Raw genomic sequence first — 21371 nt, forward strand, 5'->3', positions numbered from 1 at the left:
CGGCATGTCGGACAGCGGAGAACGCTCCGAACAAGCGACCGCGAAGCGGATGCGCGAGGTGCGTCGGAAGGGGCAGCTCGGCCGGTCGCAGGACCTCAGCGCCTGGATCGGCATCGCCGCTGCCGCGCTGATGTTCCCCTCGCTCATCGGGCACGCGTCGGCCGCCGGACAGCAGCAGATGCGCGCCGTCGCGCTCGTCATCGCCGACCCGAACGTCGGCACCATGCGGCACGTGCTCGACGAGGGCCTCGGCTCGATCGGCGCGACGCTCGGTCCGATGCTCGGGGTCGTCGCGGTCGCCGTGCTCGCCACCTCGGTCGCGCAGGGCGGGGTGCACGTCAAGAAGCTCACGCCGGAGCCCGACCACTTCGACCCCGTGGCCGGCCTCAAGCGGGTGTTCGGGACGCAGGCGCTGTGGAACGGCGTCAAGGCACTGCTGAAGACCGCGGTGGTCGGCCTCGTGCTCTGGTTCGCGGTGCAGGGACTCGTGCCCGTCCTCATGTCGAGCGGGTCCCTGCCGCTGACCAGTGTCCTCGAGGCGGCCGGCGCCGGCGCGGGCACCCTCCTGCAGGCCGCCGTCGCCGCCGGACTCGTGCTCGCCGCCCTCGACGTGTTCGTCGTCATCCGCCGGAACCGCAAGCGCACGATGATGACGAAGCGCGAGGTCAAGGACGAGAACAAGCAGGCCGAGGGTGACCCGCTCGTGAAGTCGCAGCGCCGGTCCCGACAGCTCGCCGCCAGCCGCAACCGGATGATCGCGGCCATCGGCACCGCCGACGTCGTGATGACGAACCCCACGCACTACGCCGTGGCGATCAAGTACGAGGCCGGCAAGTCGGCACCCAAGGTCGTCGCGAAGGGGGCCGGCCCGGTCGCCGACGCCATCCGGCAGAAGGCCGAGGAGGAGCGCGTGCCGATGGTGCGGGACGTCCCGCTCACCCGTGCGCTGCACGCGGCGTGCGAGCTCGGCCAGGAGATCCCGGTCGACCTCTACACCCCGGTCGCCCGCGTCCTGTCCTTCGTCATGACGCTCGCCGCGCACGGCGCCGCGAGCGGCACGCACACCCCGCCCCGCCCCACCACCCCGGAGGAGGTCGCCACCGTGCTCGACCCGACCACGCTCAGCGGCGACGTCCGCCCCCGCAAGCTCCGGACACCGCGTCCCGCCACCGACCACACTCCCGGAGAGGCCCTCCCCGCATGAAGCGCGCCGACCTGCCGAAGTTCGCCGTCCCGGTGCTCATCGTCGGCATCATCCTGCTGCTGATCCTGCCGGTGCCGCCGTTCCTGCTGGACGTCCTCATCATCTGCAACATCCTGCTGGCGCTGGTGATCCTGCTCACGACGCTCTTCGTGAAGAAGCCGCTCGACTTCTCGGTGTTCCCGTCGCTGCTGCTCGTCGCGACGCTGTTCCGGCTCGGGCTCAACGTCGCCTCGACCCGCCTCGTGCTCGCCCAGGGGTTCGCGGGCGACGTCATCCAGGCCTTCGGGCACGTCGCCGTCGCCGGCTCGGTCATCATCGGCGCGGTGATCTTCCTCATCCTCGTGGTGATCCAGTTCGTCGTCGTCACGAAGGGCGCCGAGCGCGTCGCCGAGGTCGGCGCCCGCTTCACCCTCGACGCCATGCCGGGCAAGCAGATGGCGATCGACGCGGACCTCAACGCCGGGCTCATCACGGACGTCCAGGCGAAGGAGCGCCGCGCGGCGGTGTCCGCCGAGGCCGACTTCTACGGCGCGATGGACGGTGCGTCGAAGTTCGTCAAGGGCGACGCGATCGCCGGCATCCTGATCCTCGTCATCAACCTGGTCGGCGGGATCGCCATCGGCATGCTGCAGAACGGCATGTCGATCACCGACGCGCTGTCGCACTACGGCATCCTCACCATCGGCGACGGCCTCGTGTCCCAGATCCCGGCGCTCCTCATGGCCGTGTCGACCGGCATGATCGTCACCCGCTCGGGCGCCGAGTCCGACATCGGCACGTCGGCGTCCGACCAGCTCTCGCAGTCCCGCACCGCGCTGATGATCGCCGGTGCGGCGGCGATCGCGATGGGGTTCATCCCCGGCATGCCGATCCTGCCCTTCCTGCTGATCGGCGCGGCCCTCCTCTTCACCGGGTGGCGGATCGGCCAGAACGCCAAGCGTGCCGCAGCGACGGCAGCCGAGCAGCAGGCCATCGCGGCCGCAGCACCCCCGAGCGACACCCCCGAGGACCTGCTCGAGCAGATGCGCGTGCACGCACTCGAGATCCTCCTGGCGCCGGACCTCGTCGACATGGTCTCCGGCGCGTCCGACGACCTGCTCGGCCGGGTCCGGGCACTCCGACGGAAGATCGCCGTCGACATGGGCATCGTCGTGCCGCCGGTCCGCACCCGGGACAGCATCGACCTGCCGCCGTCGACCTACGCGATCCGCATCGCCGGCGTCGAGGCCGGCCGCGGCACCGCCCCCGCGCGGAGCGTGCTGGCCCTCGGCGAGCAGCTCGACGGCCTGCCGGGCGACCCCACCGTCGAGCCGGTGTTCGGACTGGCCGGCAAGTGGGTGCCCGCGGAACTCCGGCACGCCGCCGAGATGACCGGCGCGACCGTGATCGACCGGGTCTCCGTGCTCGTCACGCACCTGCAGGCCGTGATCGGCGACAACGCCGCTCGTCTGCTCACCCGCGAGGACGTCAAGGTGCTCGCGGAGGGCGTCAAACAGGTGAACCCCGCTGCGGTCGAGGAACTCGTCCCCGGCATGCTCTCGATGGCCGAACTCCAGCGCGTGCTGCAGGGCCTGCTCGCCGAGCGCGTGCCGATCAACGACCTCGGGCGCATCTGCGAGGCGCTGACCCTCCGTGCGAAGGTCTCCACCGATCCGGAGGGTCTCGTCGAGTCCGCGCGGGCCGCGCTCGGTCCGGCCCTCGCCGCCCGCCACCTGGACGGCGCCGTGCTCCGTGTGATCATGATCGACCCGGTGCTCGAACAGGCGATGCTCGAGGGGCTCCGTCCCTCCGAGCAGGGGACCCAGATCCTCCTCGACGCGCACCGGATCGAGCAGGTGCTCGGTTCCGTGCGGGACTCGGTCCGCGCCGTCGAGGAGCAGGGGCTCTCCGCCGTCCTGGTCTGTGCCCCGCAACTCCGCCCGGCCGTGCACCGCATGGTGTCCGCGCAGGCGAACGGCCTGCCCGTGCTCTCGTACCAGGAGGCCACGGCAGCGGGGTCCACCATCGAGACCGTGGGAGTGGTCCGTGCCGCCGATCCGATCGCAGCGTAGCGGCGCCACGCTCGACGAGGTCCGTGCCGCGGTCCTCGCCGAGTTCGGACCCGCGGCCCGCATCGTCGCCGCCGAGCGGGTGACGACCGGTGGGGTCGCCGGACTGTTCCGCCGGGCGCACGTCGAGGCGACGGTCGAGTTCCCGGACCCCCTCGACCCGCCGACGGCCCGCGTCACGATCGCCGCGTCACCCGCCAGGCGGATCGGCATCGCAGCGCTCCTCGCCGACGCGGAGGCGGCCGAGGCCCGGATCGCGGACGCCGACGGGACCTCCACCACCCGGGCCGACGCCTTCGCCTCGGTGCTCGACGGCTTCGCGGCCGACGGACTGGCCCCGCCGCGCCGGGCCGTCGCCGGTCCCGTGCCGGCCGAGCCGGGCCTCCAGGACGTCCCGTCCGGGGCGGCGTCCGCCGCGCCCGGTGCGTCGACCACATCGGTCGCGTCCGCCGTGACGGGAGGCCCGGACGCGGACCCGAGGGCCGCGGACCCGTGGGCCGACCTGCGTCCCGAGCTGCCCGCCGCCGCGGCTCCCGCACCCGTCCGGACCCCCGCACCCGCGGTCTGCTCGGCCGACGGCGGCCTCGTGCTCCTCGTCGGTCGGGCGGCCGACGTCGACGCCGCCGCCGGGGTCTTCGCCAGTCGGCACGGTCTGCGGGCGACACCGGCGTCCGACCGACGCAGCGGGATCCTCGCGCGCGCCGACGCGGTGCGGGACGGCGTGGCGCTGCTCGCGGTCGCGGCGTGGACCGACGTGGCGACGACCACCTCGCTCGCACCCGACCAGGTCTGGGTCGTGGTCGACGCCGGGCGCAAGCACGAGGACGCCCTCGCGATGCTCGCCGCGGTGGCGGACGCTCCGGTGCCGCTCGCCGGTGTGCTCGCGATCGGCACCGAGGAGACCGCGACGCCGGACAGCGTGCACCTGCTCGGTCTGCCCGTCCGGACGCTCTGACCGCCCGTCCTCGGGCCGCCGACGGCACCGGGCCGTGTCCCGGACGGGGGCGGCGACCCGGAGTCGCTAGGCTTGCCGGGTGCTGGTACTCACGCGCAAGGTCGGCGAGCGGATCCTCATCGGTGACGACATCGTCATCACGGTGCTCGACTCCCGCGGCGACGGCGTCCGCATCGGCATCGACGCGCCCCGCGGTGTGAAGATCCAGCGCGAAGAGGTCGTCCGTGCCGTGGCCGAGGCGAACGTCGCCGCCGCTGCCGGAGCCGACGACGACGCCGAGGCGCGGCTGCGCGCAGCGCTCGGCGCCCCCCGTCCGCCCGTCGGCTGACGGGCGACGGGGTCGGTCAGACCCTCCGGATCAAGCCCAGCGGCTCGACCTGCTCGGCATCGAGCCGAGCGGCTTGATCGGCGACCTCCGGCCGGGTCCGCCGATCAGGGGCGGGGCTTCTTCTCCTGCTCCGGCAGCCGTCCGGCGGCGCGCTCGGCCTCGTACCACGCGCGGGCCTCGTCCTGTCGTGCCTGCTCCGCACCGCTCGCGATGGGGGAGCGCACGTGCGACGGCTCGTACCCGAAGGACGCGATGAGCTGCGGCACCACCGGACGGAGTCGGGCGACCAGCCGGTCCACGTACGCCGACACGGCCCGGGCCCGCTGCGCCGAGATCCGCCCGTGCAGCAGGTGCCAGTCCAGGTGCTGCTCGACGAGCCCGAGCGCGAACAGGTCGCGGAGCCAGACGAGCACCGTGCGGGTGTCGCCCGGTGGGACGTCGTCGATCGCCTCGGTGAACGCCTCCCACTGCATGAGTTCCGCGTGCGCCTTCGACGCCTCGATCAACTCGTGCTGCGAGCGGTTCAGCAGCACGGCGGCGCGGGCGCGGTCCTTACCGGCGGTGCGGAGGCGCATGCCGATCTCGGTGACCATCGTCTCGACCCGACCGACGAGCAGGGCGCGCTGCGTCTCCGGGTCCTGCAGGTCCGCGACCGAAGCCGCGAGGGACCCTCGGTCGGACACCGTCTGCCCGAGTCGGCGCAGACCGGTCGCGTCCGCCAGCTTCGACCCGACCTGCGCGGCGACGAACTTCGCCGTCGACGCGGCGTCGCGCGGCGCGGCCTTGCGGAAGTCCGTGAGCAGACGCTTGCCGACGAGCTGGAGGAGCACCGTGTTGTCGCCCTCGAACGTCACGTAGACGTCGAGGTCGGCACGGAGGCCCGTGATCCGGTTCTCGGCGAGGAAGCCCGCGCCGCCGGTCGCCTCCCGGCACTCCTGCAGCGTGTCGAGGGCGGACCAGGTCGACATGGCCTTGAAGGCCGCGGCCTGCGTCTCGAGGTCCTCCCGGCGCTCCGGGGTGTCCTGCCGGCCGCTGAAGACGTCGTCGAACGTCTGCAGCAGCTTCTCGTGGGCGAACGACTGGGCGAACACCGTCGCCAGGCGGGGGATGAGCCGGCGCTGGTGGCGGCCGTAGTCGAGCAGGACCCCCTCCTGGCCGTCGCCGGTCGGGAACTGACGGCGCTCCATGGCGTAGGTCAGGGCGATCTGCAGCCCGATCTTCTGCGCCACGACCGCGGCGCCGTCGAGGGAGACCCGTCCCTGCACCAGGGTGCCGAGCATCGTGAAGAAGCGGCGCCCGGGGGAGTCGATCGGGGAGGAGTACGTGCCGTCCTCGGCGACGTCGCCGTAGCGGTTGAGCAGGTTCGTCCGCGGGACCCGGACGTGGTCGAACCAGAGCCGGCCGTTGTCGATCCCGTTCAGGCCGCCCTTGACGCCGTCGTCCTCGCCGCCGACGCCGGGCAGGAAGGCACCCTCGTCGTCGCGCAGGGGGACGTAGAAGGCGTGCACGCCGTGGTCGACGCCCTGGGTGACGAGCTTGGCGAACACGACGGCGGCCTTGCCGTGCAGGGCGGCGTTGCCGATGTAGTCCTTCCATGCACCGCGGAACGGCGTGTGCACGACGAACTCCTGCGTCTCCGGGTCGTAGGTCGCGCTCGTGGCGATGTTCTGGACGTCCGAACCGTGCCCGGTCTCGGTCATCGCGAAGCACCCGGGCACGTCGAACTCGATGATGCCGGGCAGGAACTCGCGGTGGTTGCGCTCGGTGCCGAGGTGGTGCACCGCGGAGCCGAACAGACCCCACTGCACCCCGGCCTTGATCTGCAGCGACGGGTCCGCGACGGTGAGCTCCTCGAACGCCGCCAGGTTCCCGCCGTGGTTGTCCTGGCCGCCGAACTCCGGCGGGTACGGACGCTGGATCGCGCCGGCGTCGACGAGGATCCGCAGCTGCTCGAGCGTGCGCGCACGGTGCTCGGCGAGGGGCTGCCCCTCGATCTTGTGCAGCGCGGGGTCGCGGACGAGACGGCGGGAGATGCGGCGGTCCTCGGCCCAGCGGCCCAGCAGGTGCTCGGCGAGCAGGTCGACGTCGATGCGGACGTCGGTGTCGGTGCCGCCCGCGGGCGTCCCGGCTGCGGTGTCCCCGGTCGCGTCGGCCTTCGGCGCGCTGACCCCACCGGTGCTGGTGCGGATCGTGCTGCCGGCGGTGGTGCTGCTGGTGCGGCTCGGTGCGGTGTCGACCATCGGGTGCCTCCTGGACTGCGCGGTTCCGGACCGCGCCACTGCCACGGCGGTCCGACCCCACCAGCGTAGGCACCCGTGTTGCGCATGACATGACCGCCGTGCCGCCCCACAAACACCACCCGGCGTCGCCTCGTCCCGATGGTGGGAACCCTCCAACGCCCGGCGTCCGGCGTCCGGTAGCCTTGACGCAGCCACACCGGCCCCGGACCACGAGGAGTCACCCCATGCTCGAACTCATCGCAGGCATCATCATCGGCATCGGCGTCATCGGTGGTGTGGGCACCTGCATGGCGGCCGCCGCGATGATGAAGGCCGGCTCCGAGGAGTACTGATCCTGCTGACCGGTCAGGACGCTCCGGCGTCCACCGGCTCGGTCACCGGGTCCATCGGGACCGGGACCAACTGACGACTCTGGACGGTCGCGCGCTCGAAGGGGCCGCGGCCGTCCGTCGTGTACGCGGGCTCGTCGAACTCGACGACCCACGCCACCCGGACCCCTGCGCCCGCGTACCCGGCGAGCTGGGCGCCGCCCGGCGCGACGATGAGCCCGATCGGGTCGTCCGCCCACTGCTCGCCGCGGTCCGACGGCACGACCCGCACGACGGCTCCGATGCCGAGCACGGGCAGGTCCGGCACGCCGGACGCGTCAGGGGCAGCGGGGCGGGGGTCACGACGTCCGAACACGCGACGACCCTACCGCCGCGTGCCCCGGAGGAGCCCGCCAGACCTGCGCCGACCCCGCCGGACCTCGGTCAGGCCCGCCGGATCTCGGTCACGGACGAGTACCCGGTGTCCGGGTGCTTCCGCATCGAGAGCAGGCGCTCCATGGACGGCTCGAGCGCCGTGACCTTGTCGAGCGGCGCGCTGACGACGAGCTGGAAGCCGAGCCGGAGCCATGCCGTCACCGCACGACCGGCGAACTCCGAGTCCGCCTTGATGAACGCCTCGTCGAGGAACACCGGGGCGAACCGGGGCCGGGGCCGGGTCTCGTCGCCGAGCTGGTACCGCAGGGCCGCGCCCACGATGAACGCGACGAGCTCCTGCGTCTCACCGCCGGACTTGTCGCCGAGGGACGAGTACACGCCCAGGTCGTTGCCCTCGACGTCGTAGCGCACCGCGGTGATCTCCATGTGCCGCCGGACGTCGAGCACGGCGTCGCGCTGCGTCGTCCGGCCTCGGGGTGCTTCCGGGTCACGCCGGATGACGCCCATGAACCGCCGCAGTCGCCGGAAGCGGGTCTCGAGCACGTCGTCGGTCAGTTCGGCGTCGACCGAGGCCGACAGCGCGCGGAGCTCCTTGCGGAACTGCGTCACGTCCTCGCGGGTGACGCGGCGGATGACGATCTTCAGCCGGTCGCGGTTCGCGCCGAACGGCAGGTCGCGGAGGATCTCGTTCACGGGTTCGAGCCGCTCCTCGATCTCCACGACGGCGCGGTCGAACGCGCCGGAGAGCGGGACGAGGTCCTCGCCGCTCCACTGTGACAGCCGACGGCGCCACTCGCTCCGCCGGGCGTGGAGGCCCGTGGCGACGATCTGGTCGAGGATCGCGCGGTAGTCCGGGTACGAGGCCACCCCGGTCCCCAGGTTCGGGTCCGGCCAGGCGTCCTGGTACCGCTCGAACGTCGTGGTGAGCGCCACCGACGCCGTCGCGGCGCCGTCGAGCGCCTGTGCGAGTCGCTCCTCGAGGCGACGGCGGAGACGTCTGGTCGCGTCGTCGAACCCGTCCACCCCGTCGGGGGCGCCGACCTCGTCGAACGCCTCGGCGAGCAGGCGTTCCTGCTGTTCGTCCGGCAGCCGGTCCGGTGCGTCGGCGAACCGTTCGAGGATCTCGGCGGCCGCGTCCTGACCGTCCACGAGCACGGCGTGCCGCTCCTCCAGGCGCTTGACGCCGAGCCGCGCGGCGGACCGTCGGTCGGCGGCCTCGTCGAGCGCGGCGCGCAGGCGGGCGACGGACTCGCGGAGCGTCCGCAGGCCGTCGTCGGCGGCGAGCAGGGCGTGTCGCTCCTCCTCGAGGCGGGCGAGGGCGGCGTCGGCACCGGTGACGTCGACGGCGTCCCACGTGACGTCGACGCGGTGCTGGTGCGCTGCCCGGAGCACGTCGAGTGCGGCGAGGTCCTGCGCGACGTCGGTGCGCCGGGCCTCCAGGGCGGTCAGGTCCGCCGCGATCTCGGCGAGCTCGGTCTCCACGGCACGGACCCGCGACTCGTTCGTGAACCCGATGACGTTCGCCTGGCGTCGGTCGCCGTGCGCACCGCGACGGCCGTCGCGGAGCTGGCCGGACACGGTCACCCGACGGCCGCCGCCGCCGAGCTCGGCGGCGTCGGCGACGCAGCGGGCGTCGATCCGGTCGGACTCGATGCGCTCCCGCACCCACGTGCTGAACGGCGAGGCCTTGATCGCGAGCTTCCCGGACACCATGGCGCGGTCGCCGGGCAGGTCCAGGTGCGGGCCGAGCGGCACGCCCTCGAACTGCACACGCACGGGCAGACGGAGGCCGTCGATGGCGGCGCTGAAGTCGTCCAGCCGGTCCTCGTCGACGAGCAGGGTCCGGGCGACTGGGGCGAGCACGGACTCGATGGCGGTGCGCCACTGCTCCTCGGCCGGCAGCACGTCGAGGAGCTCGGCGACGAACGGCACGTCCGCCGGGTCGAGTCCGGCGGCCCGGGCCATCGCGACCCGCGCCTCGTGCATCGGCAGCGGCATGGCGCCCTGGCGGTGCTCGAGCGACCGGCGCTCCTGGCGCAGGGTCCGTTCGCGGTCGAGGAGCGGGTACTCCTCACGGGTCAGGGCGTCACGCCGGGCGTCGAGCTCGTCACGTCGTGCGGCGTAGGTGCCGAGGAACTCGTGGCTCGCCCGCTGCGCCTCGGTGAACGCCGACTCGGTGGTGACCGGTTCGTCGAGGGGTGCGGTGCGCTCGTCGAACACCTCCCGGGAGCGGGCGACGGCGGCACGCTCGCGGGTCCCGCGGTCGATGCGGTCCTCGAGCTGTGCGAGTGCGTTGCCGCCGGAGTCCCGGAGCCGCGCCTCGGCGTCGCGGAGCTCGACCTCCACGGCGGCGTGCCGGGCGGACGCCGCCTCGACCTCGGCGCGTGTGGCGGTCCGCTCGCGGGCGTTCCGCTCGACCTCGAGGTCGAGCAGTTCGCGCTTCCGCGACGCCGTCCAGTGCGCGAACGGCGAGACGTCGGCGCCGGTGGCGATGCCGTCGAGCGCGGCGGCCGCGGCCCGGGACCGCTCGATCTCGTCGTGCAGGTCGGTGATGGGGGAGAGGATGCGGACCTTGCGCTCCTCGGTGTCCATGGCCTCGTAGGCCTCGTCGAGCGCCGCGAAGTGGGCGAGGGCACGGTCGGCTGCCTCGTAGGTGCCGGGCGTCTCGAGCACCAGGGACTTGTAGAGCGCGTCGACGGTCGGCATGTGCTGCCCGGCCTGGATCCGGGCGAGGAGGCGCATCGCCCGGTTGCCGCCACCGGAGTCACCGATGCCCAGGCGCGTCTGCAGCGTGTACGCGAGCTCCTGGTACGTGTCGCGGATGACGAGCCCCGGGATCCGCCCGGTGAGTTCCAGGTGCGCGAACCGGGAGGGCACGAAGTCCTCGAGCCGCCGCAGGTCGAACACGTCGTCGACCGTCGCCATGGTCATCTGGATGTCGGCGACGCCACGGGCACGACGCGGCACGATGTACGCGCGCAGGACCGTGAAGCGGCGCTCGTCGTCGTTCCGGAACGTGACCGCGACCGCGCCCCACGTGGTCTGCTCCTCGCCGCGCAGGGTGACGTCCTGCAGCGCACCCGTCTCCGGGTCGCGGCGGGTGTCGACCTTCCCGCGCAGGTACGTCAGCAGGTTGCGCTGGTCGGCGCTGCGGGCGCGTCCCGTCGTCGCGTCGTTCGAGGCACCGTTGAACGGCACGTCGGACGGCATCATCACCGCCAGGTACGCGTCCATGAGCGTCGACTTGCCGGTCCCGGACGCGCCGGAGATGAGCGTCGCCGTGCCCGACAGTTCGACGTGACGGTGGCCCTGGAAGCCGCCCCAGTTGACGACCTGCATGGACTCGGCCCGCCACTGGGCGACGGTGTCGAACAGCGCGGGGATCCCGGTGGTGTCGACGTCGACGGTGCTCACGCGCGGTCCTCCTCGTTGTCGTCGGCGTCCGTGCCGGCGTCGGTCTCGACGTCGCCGTCGCCGGTGACGTCCGCCCCCGTCGGACCGGCCGGGAGGCGCGTCCCGGCCCCGTCGGTCGGCTCACCGCCGCCGGTGGCCGCGGTCCGCAGCCAGGTGTCGAGCTCGACGAGACGCTCCAGCGGGAGCAACACCTCGACGACGCTCGCGACCCGGAAGCGGTCCGGGTCGGTGGTCTTCAACAACACCCGAGCCGTGACCAGGCGCTCGATGGCCTTGGCGACGCGGGCCTCGTCACGGGTGCGGTCGGTCGCGGTCGCGGGGCGGAAGCCGGACACGTGCCCGAGGATCTCGGACCGGTCGACGACGACCTGGTCGGGCCCAGGACGGGCGTCGGCGCGCAGACGCATCCGCAGGTAGACGAGGACGATCGTCTCCTCGCGCGTGTACGGGGCGTCGCGGAGCAGGGTCGGGAAGCCACGACGGGTGCTCTCCGATCGGGCCTGCCGCTTGAAGGCCACCTCGCGGTCGCGGTCGACGTGGAGTTCGAGGAACAGGTCGTTGAGGCGGGAGCGGAGCTGGTGCTCCGCGTCGAGGACCGCACGCCACTCGTCGACGTGCGTCCGGGCGCTCACGTACGGGTGCCGGAGCAGCGCGACCAGGGCCCGACGCTGCGGTTCGTCGAGTCGGCCCTCGTCACCCTCGAAGAGGGCGAACGTGCTCTCGTCGCGCTCGGCGAGCTCGTCGACGAACACGCCGGAGGCGTCCTCGAACGCGACCTCGTCGTCGACGGGTGCTGGTGTCGTGTCGGTCACCGTGCCTCCTGGCCGGGTTCGTCGTCGGGGTGTGCCGTCCGGCCCTGGTGGGGCAGCGCGGCGGTCGGCATGTGGAAGGTGACCGGTCCGCCGTCCGGCCGGACCGTGCGGTGCGGTGCGGTCTCGGTGCCGGCCTCGAAGTCGTCGTGTCCGGTGAGCAGGTGCGCGAGCCCGAAGAGCTCGACGGGACGACGCTGGTCGGGGGGCAGCTCGTGGAACGCCTCGACGCTCGATCCGGCGGTGGAGGCGTCGAGGACCGACCGGAGTTCGGCGAGGAGTGGGCCGCCGTGGCGGCGCAGCGACTCGACGTCGATCTCCTCGAAGACGTCGTCGTCCGGCTCCTCGATCGGCGGCGGCACCGACTCGGCGTCCGGGTCGTAGAACTTCTCACGCAGCGTGCCGACGGCGGCGGACGGGGGCAGCAGGCCGAGCGGGACGCGGTCCCGGGCGGAGCTGACGTCCATCCACGCCGCCAGGCCGCGGTTCACCGAGCGGAGCACCGCGTCGAGTTCGCGGTCCCGCACCACGTCGTGGGCGACGATCTGGTCACGGAGCGTCGCGGTGAGCATCCGACGCTGGGCGAGGACGTCCTCGATGCCCTGCCGGAGGATGCCGACCGTGCCGCGGAAGGTCCGGCGCTCGGTCGGACTGAGCGAGGCGGCGAACGGGTGCTCGAGGATCGTGGTGATGTCGTCGCGGAGCCGCAGGAGCAGGGCGTCGTCACGGAGGAGCTCGAACGCGCCCTGGAACGCCCGGCCCTCCGGCGTCGACTCCATCAGGTTGTCCGTGCGCGCGAGGTAGTCGTCGAGGATCTCGCCGATCGGGCGGACCTCCTGCCGGAAGTCCTCGACGATCTCGCGGTGCATGGTCGCCACCGCCTCCTCGACCCGCTTGAAGTCGCTCGGCAGCTGCCGGATGAGGTCGGTGATGTTCGCGTAGCCGTCACGCATCCGGTCCTCGTCGACCGTGACGACCTCGTCGCCGCGGGCGAGACGGTCACGCTCGGCCTGGAGTTCGGCGATCTGCGCGTCCAGGCGTCGCACCTGGGCGTCCCGGTCCGGTTCGGCCCGGTCCGCCCAGCGGTGCACGGCGTCGACGATCATCGCGAGACGGCTCTCGCTGATGAGGGCCCGCTCGGCGGACAGGGCGTCGATCAGGCTGAGCGCCTCGAGGGCGTGGCTCGTCAGGCTGTACTGCTCGTCGCCGTCCGAGGAGTTCGAGCGCACCAGCCACTGTGCGGCCACCCACTCGCGGCAGAGGGACCGACCGTTGGGCCGGGACACCTCGCCCTCGGGGGAGTCGCTCGCCGGCACCCGCGCACCGGTCGCCTGCAGGCGGGCGACGTGCTCCTCGACCTGCAGGTGCATCCGCTCGGCAGGGACGTACTGCACGTCACGGTCGAACACCGTGCGGAAGACCGAGACCACGGCCGCGCTCGTCGGACGCGACATCAGTCGGAGCGTCGGCCGGTCGAGCACCTGTCTGACCCTTGCGAACTCGAGGTCGACGTCGGTCATGGTGCCCCTGGTGGTCGGACGGGTCGCGGGATGCGAAGAGGTCGTGGGATGCGAAGAGCCCGACGCGGTTGCGTCGGGCTCTTCGGGGTGTTCTTCCGGCCCTGGACGGGCACGTGGGCGATACCAGACTCGAACTGATGACCTCTTCGGTGTGAACGAAGCGCGCTACCAACTGCGCCAATCGCCCCCTGCACTTGCGTGCGGATCGATAGTAGCGGATGTCGGGCTGTGCTCCGAACACGCGTCGCCGGTCGCGCGCGTCGCTCACGGCCAGACCGGCCGGGAGGCCCGTGGAGACCCCGCCGATCCGCACCGCTCCGGGGGACACGCCCGGTCGACGGAACCGGTTTTGGAGAAACAGCGTGATCTGGGTACAGTTTACGAGTCGCCGCGAGAGCGGGTCGGACAACACCGGTGTGACTCAGGTCAGACCATGCGGATGTGGCGCAGTGGTAGCGCATCACCTTGCCAAGGTGAGGGTCGCGAGTTCGAATCTCGTCATCCGCTCGAGGTGCCTGTCTTCTCCGGAAGACAGCAACTCTCCAGAAGAGGTATCCCACCGATCGGGTACTACGCCAGACGTGGACCTTGATGGTGGGGTGGCCGAGAGGCGAGGCAGCGGCCTGCAAAGCCGTCCACGCGGGTTCGAATCCCGTCCCCACCTCCAGTCCGCTCCGGCGGAACTCATCTGGGCGATTGGCGCAGCGGTAGCGCGCTTCCCTGACACGGAAGAGGTCACTGGTTCGATCCCAGTATCGCCCACCAGGACGAAAGCCCCCGGGAGACCGGGGGCTTTCGTCGTTGTCGGCAGCCGGCGCCTGCTCGGTGCTCGGCACGGAGCACGCACGGGGCTGGTGATGATGGCCCGCCATCCGCTCCTGCGGACGTCGTCCGAGCCGGCTTCGGAGCAGGTGCAGGTGCAGGACGGTCACGCTCCCCGAACTCAGCCGACCCCGTCGACGCTGTAGATCGTCGGTGCCGGCACGAAGCGGAGCCACGGGGTGTGCGTTCGGAACCAGAACGAGCCGCCGCCGACCGTGAAGACGTGCGGGCCCTCCGTCCGGTTCAGCGTGCGGGCGACGGCGTCCTGATTCTCGGAGTCGACGCCGCGGGACAGTGTCAGCGGACCGCATTCGGACGTGTCGATTGCGACAGCCGGGTGGGACGAGCCGATGCCTCTCGTCGAGCGGTTCGACACCGTCACGGCTTCAGCCGCGGTGATGGTGCACGTCACCTGCTGTTTGTGTGCGTCGTCGTAGGCGACAGCGACCCACAAGCCGGGGCACATCAGCAGCGAGACGATGAAGAAGCCGACGATGAGCACCATCGTGAACAGGCGGTAGACCGGCCGAGGTCGTGTCTGGACGGTGAGCTTGCTGAAGAAGTCGGAGAACTCCGCCCACGGCTCGGCCGCGTTCTGTTCCAACCATCCGACGAGCACGTCGTGGTGACGGTGGTAGCGGTCCGTCGTGAATCCGCGCCCGCGAGCGGTCACACCACTGATGACGGTGTTGCCCTTCCCCGAGGCGCGGAAGTGGACGAGCTCACCGGGCCTGATGACCTGCGTCCGGAAGATCCCACGGGTCACCTCGAGCCGGTCCGGGAACACCCGCACCCCGGCGAACAGCGCGCTGACAGACAACACGAGCGCCAACGTGCCGACGAGGAGCAGCATCCCGCTCGTCCACACATGGGTGAACACAGCTGCCCCGAACACGTCGCGGCTCCACGCCAGCCAGAGCCCCATCGCGAACACGCCTGCAGAGAGGGCCGTCCACGCGATCGGCGTGATCATGCTCCCGCGGACCGTCACCGGGCGCTCACCCCGCACCACACTCGTTGCTTCCCCCGTCACGAGTCGACCGTACCGAAGCGCACCGACCGCCGAGCGCCATCGGTCAGCCCTCCGGCAGCGTGCGGACCCAGTGTTCGAACGTCACGATGTCCTCGTCGACGATCACTGCGGCCGGGCGGGAATCGTCCTTCTCGTCGATGAGCACGAGGGTGTCGTCTGGCAGACCAGCTGTCGCCTCGCCGATGACGGAATCGGGCGCTGCGACGCCGACCCGGGTGAGGAACGTCAGCCGCTCTCCCGGGATGGACTCCACCGTGTCCGTCTCCTTGTCGAAGAACCCTGCGAGTTCGGAGACACGGAAGCGGGTGGCGCCGTCCCGGGTGGTGATGGTGATTGCGGGCACGGTGCGGCGTCCGAACGTGTGGATGGTTGGCTCTGCGGTGACATCGGACCCTGACCACGGCTTCGCTGCCGCCAGCGGCACCTTGTCCACCTTCGACGGCTTGGTCTTCCGGGGGAACGCAGCCGTCACCGCGAGGCCGCCGGCAATGACGGCCAGGAACCACGCCGGGCCGGAGACGACCTTCGTCCAGAGCAGGACCCAGAAGACGACGAGCCATCCGGCCCAGGTCAGGTTCGACAGCCACTTGGAGTCTCGCCGCGCGCCGAGGAACCACAACCCGGATCCGTACGCGAGCCCGGCCGCCGTCGGCAACCAGAACGCCACTGGATCGCTGCTCAGCACCGGCCGGTGCAGGACGGCCGAGGTGATGACTGCGACGACGGCGATGGTCCCGAGGAGGTACCGGTTCGCGCGGCGGTCTCGTTCCCGGGCGGTGAGTGTAGCCATCGGTGGTCCCCCTGTGCTTCGTGGCGTGCTCGTCGGGCGGCAGATGCGGCACGACGTCCGGAATCCCGCTCGATGCTGCCCAGTCAAGCAGAACCCTGGAGTTCGCCTCCGGCCTGCTCGCCCCGCCGGGATGACGTCGAGGCGTACTGTGAGTGGGACGTCGGCTCCGAACATGACTCCGGACGGAAACGACGTGCTGAGCATGGACAACGAGATCGGCTGATGATGCTGCGACGGATGCTCATGGTGGGAGCGGTTTCCGCTGCTGCTGTCTTGCTCAGCGGGTGCGGCAACGGCACGTCCGCTGGTGACAGTGGAGAACAGACGGTGACTCCGGCGCCGCTGACGTCTGTTGGACCGACTGGTGACCCGTCGTCGTACTGGACAGATGAGCGGGTGGAATCCGTCGAACCGGAACGCATGCCGACCGTGGGCTGACGTCAGGGAAAGCACTGGTCGAGGCCGTCAACGAGTCCCCGGGAAACGGGACTCTTCGTCGTTCTCAGGACTGGCTGGACTCGCTGTCGTGCGGCGCCCACCCGAGTTCCGGCCCGAGTCGCTCGGCGATGTCCGAGACGATCTGCGCGTACTCGTCGGGCTCGAAGGAGAACGGCAGTGCGAACGCGACCTCGGTGGCGACCTGGTACCCCGCGTCGGCGCGGAGCCGGTCCGCGATCTCGACCGACGAGCCGACGAGGTCCGCGGCGAACAACAGTCCCGCCGGACCCGTCGGGACACCGACACGGCCGGCGCGGCGTTCGGCGTAGGCCCGGTACCGCGCCTCCTGCTCCCGTGTGGCGGTGTCCGTCGGGATCACCACGAGGCCCTGGGAGACGCGCGCGGTGCTCGGGTCGGGGTGTGCGTCGAGGTAGGCGTCGACCTGGGCGCGCTGGTTCGCGGCGAAGTCGGTCCCGATCTCACTCCGCGTGACGCTCGAGGTGAGCAGGTGGAACCCGTTGCGGGCCGCCCAGACCGCGGACGCCGTGCTGCCCGTGCCGTACCAGAGCCGGTCGACGAGCCCCGGACTGTGCGGCTGGACTCCGGTGGCGAACTCCTCGAACCCGCGCCGCTCGGCGACGGGGACGACCGCGTCGCCGCGCACCAGGTCCCGGAAGCGCAGGAGCCGGGCGTTGCCGAGGTCCTCGTGCTCGGCGGTGTCCGGGTAGATCGCCTCGCGGTAGAGGTCGAAGTTCATCGGGGTCCCGACGGAGAAGCCCGGGTTGAGTCGTCCGCCGAGGAGCACGTCCACGGTGGCGAGGTCCTCGGCGAGACGGAACGGGTTCTCCGCGCCGATCGGGGTGACGGCCGTCCCGAGCGCGATGCGGCTGGTGCGCTGCGACGCGGCCGCCATCACCGCGACGGGGGAGGAGACGCCGTGCTGCAGGTGCCGGTGCCGGAGCCACGCGCTGTCGAGGCCGAGCGCCTCGGCGCGTTCGATGACGCGGAGCGTGTCCTCGTGACCGGCAGCGGGGCGGGCCGGGTCGAAGGTCCCGATGGTCAGGAAGCCGAGGCGTGCGAGGGGTCGTCCGTCAGTGGGCATGCTCTGATCGTCCCAGACCGGTGCCGTCGCGGCATCCGCTGGGTTCTCCACCGTGCCCCGATCGGTTCCGCCCCGTCTCCTCGGGCTCCTCTCCGCCGTCCTCGTCAGCGCCACGGTCGCGACGGTGGCAGTCCTGCCGAACGGGACCGCACCCGACGACGTGCACCCGAGCGTCGCGACGGCGAAGCGGTACCTCGGACCGCGCATGACGGTCGCGATCACGCAGGCGGTCGTCGGCGTGGAGCCGTAGGGCCCGTCTGGCGCCCCCGCGTCAGACCGGGGTCGACTTCAGCAGCCGGTTCACCGCGATCATCGCGCCGCCCACCACGGCGGGGACACCGCCGCCAGGGTGCACCGACGCGCCGACGCGCCACAGCCACGGGCGCCAGGGGTCGTTGTACGAGGGACGGTGGAACGGCCCGCTGAGCCACGGCGGACGCGCCGCGCCGTAGAGCGCGCCGTGTGGTTCGCCGCCGCCGCCGTAGTACTGCGGATCGAGCACCGTCTGCTCGTCGATCAGGTCGGTGATCGGCCGGTCGAGCCCCATCGCGCGTGAGACGCGGTCGACCTCGCGCCGCACGAACGGGTGCTCGGCCGTGTAGTGACCGCCGTCGGCGGGGGCGGTGAGCAGGATGCCGACGGTGCTGCGCGGGTTCGGGTAGACCTCGCCTGCGCGGTACTGGTTGACGAACACCATGGTGTCCGCTGGCTCGTCACCCGCCTCGAGGCTGCGGTGGAGCGCGGCGGGCTTCGTGGGCAGCACCACGCTGTGCGTGGCGAGGTCCGCCGGCAGTTCCTCCCGCAGCACGCCGTACAGGGCGATGGCCGAGCAGGAGAGGGCGCGGGGGCGCAGACGGGGGAGCGTGGGGACCCGCGACGGACCCATCAGCGTGGTGAGCCGATCGGCGTCCAGGGCGCTGACGACGAGGTCGGCGGGGTGGCGACCCACATCGGTGGTGACCGATCCACGCTCGATGCGGGTGACGGCCTCGCCGGTGCGGACGTCGACCCCGGCCGCCTCGGCCAGCCGACCCAGCGCGAGCACGATCTCGTAGACGCCACCGCGCGGCACCCATGCCCCGGTCTCCGCCATGATCGCCGGCATGCTCGCGTAGAGGGCCGGCGTGCGTGCGGGCGACACGCCGGCGTTGAGGGTGTGGATCGCGATCACCTCGCGCAGCCCGTCGGGTAGCCAGGGGAGGCCGTCGAGGTACGCGCGCGTGGTGAGGCGGGAGCCGTAGACGGCCAACAGCCTCCGGAGAGCGGGGAGGGCAGCTCGGTCGAGGGGGTCGGCGAGCAGCAACTCGGTCACGTCGTCCGCGAGGGGTGCGTGCAGGTCGGAGAACCGTCGCCAGGCGGCGTACCAGGGGTGACCGGGGGCCACCGGCAGGGAGGTCTCGTCGTGGTTGAAGAAGTAGCGGCCCACCTCCGGCATCCGCACCAGGTCGAGGTGCCCGTCGTCGCGGGCGCGGTCGGCGGCGGGCCCGCCGTCGCCGAGCCGTCGCAGCAGCTCGTCCCACACCGCCGGGAACGTCATCAACGACGGCCCCGTGTCGATGCGGTCCTCGCCCAGCTGGATCCGTCGGCTCTTGCCGCCGAGCTCGGTGGAGGCCTCGAGCAGGGTGACGCGGTGGCCGGCGTGCGCGAGGAGCGCGGCGGCGGTGAGGCCGCCGATCCCGCCGCCGACGACGACGATGCGGCTCACGAGGCACCTCCCAGCACGATCCAGACCATGAGCAGTACGCCGGCGAACGACCCGGCGATGTACGGGAAGGCGACCGACAGACGGTAGAGGCGGTGCCCGGTCTCCGGCGTCGGGTCCCGGAACAGGCGCACCACGAGGATGCCGGCGATCAGGAGGTTGACGGCGGCCACCGGGACGCTCACCACGGCGAACAGCGCCGTCGAGACGATCCACCAGGCCCCGCTCCAGAGAGCCGTCCCGCGCGCACCGAGCCGCACTGCGGTGGTGGCGATGCCCGCGTCACGGTCCTCGACGATGTCCTGGACCGCATCGAAGGCGTGCTTCGCCACGCTCCAAGCCATCAGACCGATGGCCGCGGGCCAGACCGGCGTCACCGCGAGGGCCGCGGGCACGATGACCAGTGGCAGTGCGTAGGCGGCGTTGCTCAGCGAGTCGAGGAACGGCCGCGCCTTGAAGCGCAGCGGCGGCGCCGAGTAGAAGACGAACACGCCGACGTAGAGCAGGATCGCCGCGTTCGCGAGGAGCGGCAGCGTCAGGAGGAAGCCGACGAGGAACGGGACGTTGACGACCGCGACCGCCCAGGCGATGAGCCGCACCTCGGACTGTCGGATCCTGGCACCCTCGATGGAGCCCTTGCGGGGGTTGGCCGCGTCCGTGTCCTGGTCGTAGATGTCGTTGACGCCGTAGATGAGGAGGTTGAACGGCAGGGTGAGCCACAGGATGACCGGTAGTGCCCGCACGTCGAACAGCGCGCCGGTGAGCCACACGGCGACGAGCCCGGAGCCGATGGTGTTGATCCAGAGCACGGGGCGCGAGATGTGGACCAGTCGGCGCACGGCCACGCCGATCTCCGACGGTGCTGTGCGCGACACCCGCTCACTGCCGTCAGTCACGCGACCGAGCGTACCCGGCCCGCCTCGACCTCGGTCAGCGGCGTCCCGGCCAGACTGGGTGGATGCGCATGATGCTGCTGACCGCCGGCACCCGGGGCGACGTGGAGCCGTTCGCAGCCCTGGCGCGACTCGCCGCGTCCCGCGGTCACGAGGTCCGGCTCGCCCTGCCCGACGACGCGCCCGCGCCCGAGGGGGTGGAGACCGTGGCCCTCGGTCTGGACGTGCAGCGGGTGCTCCGCCCGGCTGGTCGCACGCCGTGGGCTCTCGCGCACCACCTGCGTGCGGAGGTGCGGCCCGCGATGCGTCGGATGTTCGCGGCCGCGGTGCGGGAGACGGTCGCGTTCGGCCCCGACGTGGTGGTGCACCACCCGCTCGTCCTCAGCGCGCCGATGGTGGCGGACTCGCTCGCCGTGCCCCGCGTGCTGGTGGAGTTCGCGCCGGTGGCCACCCCGAGTGAGCGCTTCCCCGCCGCAGGTGGCCCGACGGCCACGCGCGACCTCGGCGCTCACAACCGGTCCACCTACGCCGTACCGCGCACCGTCGCACGGTTCTTCGACGCCGACGTGGCGCGCGCCGCTGCCGAGCTGCCGGACGGTCGTCGTCCCGCCCGACGGTCGCCGTCACGTGCGACCCTCATGGCCGTGAGCCCGGAGTTGCTGCCGCGGCCCGACGACTGGCCGGAACGGGTGCACCAGACGGGGGCTTGGTACGACGAGGCCGGGACCGCGAGCCCGGACCGCGTCGTCAGCGCCTTCCTGACGGGCGGTCCCTACGTCGTCGCCTCGTTCGGCTCGATGGCGAGGGGGGACGCGGCTGCTCGGGGAGGCGCGGTCGTCTCGGCGGCCCGCGCCCACGGGCTGCGGGTGCTGCTCGTCACCGGGTGGGGTGGACTGGCGCTGCCTCCCGAGTGCCACGGCCCGGATGTGCTGGCGGTGCGGTCGGCACCGTTCGACGCCGTGCTGCCGGGCGCGTCGCTCGCCGTGCACCACGGCGGAGCGGGCACCTCACACGCCGTCGCCCGAGCTGGCGTCCCCGCCGTCGTCGTCCCCGTCACCGCCGACCAGCCGTTCTGGGCTGCCCAGCTGCATCGACAGGGGATGGCCGCCGCTCCGATCCCACTGCGCCGCCTGTCCGCGAGCACCCTCGTGCCGGCGATGCGCGACGCCTCGTCCCGCCGGGAGCGGGCGACCGACGTGGGCCGGATCATGCGGCGGGAGCACGGGGTGCAGCGGGCGCTCGACGTGCTCGAGTCGCTCTGACACCCCGGTTCCGGTGGAGGACCGTCCCCGACACTGACGAGCCGCGACGAGCCGCCGATACCCCCGGGTGAGGACGTCGGCCCGCAGGGGGACCGACACGCTCCGAC

16 protein-coding genes and 4 tRNA genes are annotated in these 21371 nt (G+C 72.2%); 9 read left to right on the forward strand and 11 right to left on the reverse strand.

Features of this window, described 5'->3' with window-relative positions; translation table 11 throughout:
* The first annotated feature begins 4 nt into the window (after window positions 1–4).
* From DEI95_RS14450 to csrA, 4 genes are all read left to right on the forward strand, one after another.
* Window positions 5–1204 carry a flagellar biosynthesis protein FlhB gene (locus DEI95_RS14450; RefSeq protein ID WP_111060666.1) on the forward strand — a complete coding sequence of 400 codons (1200 nt, stop codon included), beginning with the start codon at window positions 5–7 and terminating at the stop codon, window positions 1202–1204.
* Window positions 1201–3255, forward strand: a complete 2055-nt coding sequence (locus tag DEI95_RS14455) for a flagellar biosynthesis protein FlhA (RefSeq protein WP_110824891.1) — start codon at window positions 1201–1203, stop codon at window positions 3253–3255. Before DEI95_RS14450 ends, DEI95_RS14455 begins: the two co-directional genes overlap by 4 nt.
* On the forward strand, window positions 3230–4207 hold the full coding sequence (locus DEI95_RS14460) for a hypothetical protein (protein ID WP_111060667.1): 978 nt from the start codon (window positions 3230–3232) through the stop codon (window positions 4205–4207). Before DEI95_RS14455 ends, DEI95_RS14460 begins: the two co-directional genes overlap by 26 nt.
* 79 nt (window positions 4208–4286) lie before the next feature.
* Window positions 4287–4535, forward strand: coding sequence for a carbon storage regulator CsrA (csrA, locus tag DEI95_RS14465; RefSeq protein WP_110824893.1), 249 nt, complete (start codon window positions 4287–4289; stop codon window positions 4533–4535).
* A gap of 104 nt (window positions 4536–4639) precedes the next feature.
* Here csrA and DEI95_RS14470 read toward each other — a convergent pair whose 3' ends face one another.
* From DEI95_RS14470 to DEI95_RS14495, 6 genes are all read right to left on the reverse strand, one after another.
* Window positions 4640–6775 (reverse strand): acyl-CoA dehydrogenase, encoded by a 2136-nt coding sequence (locus tag DEI95_RS14470; protein WP_111060668.1) that lies wholly within the window; start codon window positions 6773–6775, stop codon window positions 4640–4642.
* 345 nt (window positions 6776–7120) lie between these two features.
* Entirely contained in the window at window positions 7121–7459 is a 339-nt protein-coding gene (locus tag DEI95_RS14475; RefSeq protein WP_111060669.1) for a hypothetical protein, read from the reverse strand.
* A gap of 68 nt (window positions 7460–7527) precedes the next feature.
* Window positions 7528–10893, reverse strand: a complete 3366-nt coding sequence (locus DEI95_RS14480; protein ID WP_111060670.1) for an ATP-binding protein — start codon at window positions 10891–10893, stop codon at window positions 7528–7530.
* Window positions 10890–11705 carry a DUF4194 domain-containing protein gene (locus DEI95_RS14485; protein WP_111060671.1) on the reverse strand — a complete coding sequence of 272 codons (816 nt, stop codon included), beginning with the start codon at window positions 11703–11705 and terminating at the stop codon, window positions 10890–10892. Before DEI95_RS14485 ends, DEI95_RS14480 begins: the two co-directional genes overlap by 4 nt.
* Window positions 11702–13222 carry a DUF3375 family protein gene (locus DEI95_RS14490; protein ID WP_110889783.1) on the reverse strand — a complete coding sequence of 507 codons (1521 nt, stop codon included), beginning with the start codon at window positions 13220–13222 and terminating at the stop codon, window positions 11702–11704. The genes DEI95_RS14485 and DEI95_RS14490 overlap by 4 nt, the downstream gene beginning before the upstream one ends.
* A gap of 114 nt (window positions 13223–13336) precedes the next feature.
* A tRNA-Val gene (locus DEI95_RS14495) sits at window positions 13337–13409 on the reverse strand.
* A gap of 248 nt (window positions 13410–13657) precedes the next feature.
* On the opposite strand from DEI95_RS14495, the gene DEI95_RS14500 reads away from it, so the two are divergent.
* The 3 genes from DEI95_RS14500 (at window position 13658) to DEI95_RS14510 (ending at window position 13987) form a co-directional block, all read left to right on the forward strand.
* Window positions 13658–13729, forward strand: a tRNA-Gly gene (locus DEI95_RS14500).
* Between the two features lie 86 nt (window positions 13730–13815).
* A tRNA-Cys gene (locus tag DEI95_RS14505) sits at window positions 13816–13889 on the forward strand.
* A gap of 23 nt (window positions 13890–13912) precedes the next feature.
* A tRNA-Val gene (locus tag DEI95_RS14510) sits at window positions 13913–13987 on the forward strand.
* A gap of 178 nt (window positions 13988–14165) precedes the next feature.
* Here the strand turns inward: DEI95_RS14510 and DEI95_RS14515 are convergent.
* The 3 genes from DEI95_RS14515 to DEI95_RS14525 form a co-directional block, all read right to left on the reverse strand.
* Window positions 14166–15077: a hypothetical protein gene (locus DEI95_RS14515; protein ID WP_146243685.1), complete on the reverse strand. Its 912-nt coding sequence runs from the start codon at window positions 15075–15077 to the stop codon at window positions 14166–14168.
* Between the two features lie 43 nt (window positions 15078–15120).
* On the reverse strand, window positions 15121–15867 hold the full coding sequence (locus tag DEI95_RS14520; protein ID WP_111060673.1) for a hypothetical protein: 747 nt from the start codon (window positions 15865–15867) through the stop codon (window positions 15121–15123).
* Between the two features lie 502 nt (window positions 15868–16369).
* Entirely contained in the window at window positions 16370–17407 is a 1038-nt protein-coding gene (locus DEI95_RS14525) for an LLM class flavin-dependent oxidoreductase (protein WP_111060688.1), read from the reverse strand.
* Window positions 17408–17531: 124 nt separating this feature from the next.
* Between DEI95_RS14525 and DEI95_RS17020 the strand changes: the two genes are divergently transcribed.
* Window positions 17532–17657 (forward strand): hypothetical protein, encoded by a 126-nt coding sequence (locus DEI95_RS17020; protein ID WP_258367618.1) that lies wholly within the window; start codon window positions 17532–17534, stop codon window positions 17655–17657.
* 21 nt (window positions 17658–17678) lie between these two features.
* Here the strand turns inward: DEI95_RS17020 and DEI95_RS14535 are convergent, their stop codons facing one another.
* Together DEI95_RS14535 and DEI95_RS14540 are read right to left on the reverse strand one after the other, a co-directional pair.
* Window positions 17679–19112 (reverse strand): NAD(P)/FAD-dependent oxidoreductase, encoded by a 1434-nt coding sequence (locus DEI95_RS14535; RefSeq protein WP_111060675.1) that lies wholly within the window; start codon window positions 19110–19112, stop codon window positions 17679–17681.
* A complete protein-coding gene (locus DEI95_RS14540; RefSeq protein ID WP_111060676.1) occupies window positions 19109–20005 on the reverse strand; it encodes a UbiA family prenyltransferase in 897 nt (298 codons plus the stop codon). The genes DEI95_RS14535 and DEI95_RS14540 overlap by 4 nt, the downstream gene beginning before the upstream one ends.
* Before the next feature lie 62 nt (window positions 20006–20067).
* Here DEI95_RS14540 and DEI95_RS14545 point away from each other — a divergent pair, with 62 nt between their 5' ends.
* On the forward strand, window positions 20068–21264 hold the full coding sequence (locus tag DEI95_RS14545) for a glycosyltransferase (protein ID WP_111060677.1): 1197 nt from the start codon (window positions 20068–20070) through the stop codon (window positions 21262–21264).
* The last annotated feature ends 107 nt before the right edge of the window (window positions 21265–21371 follow it).

Origin of the sequence: Curtobacterium sp. MCBD17_008, from assembly GCF_003234475.1 — a bacterium.
Lineage (GTDB): Bacteria > Actinomycetota > Actinomycetes > Actinomycetales > Microbacteriaceae > Curtobacterium.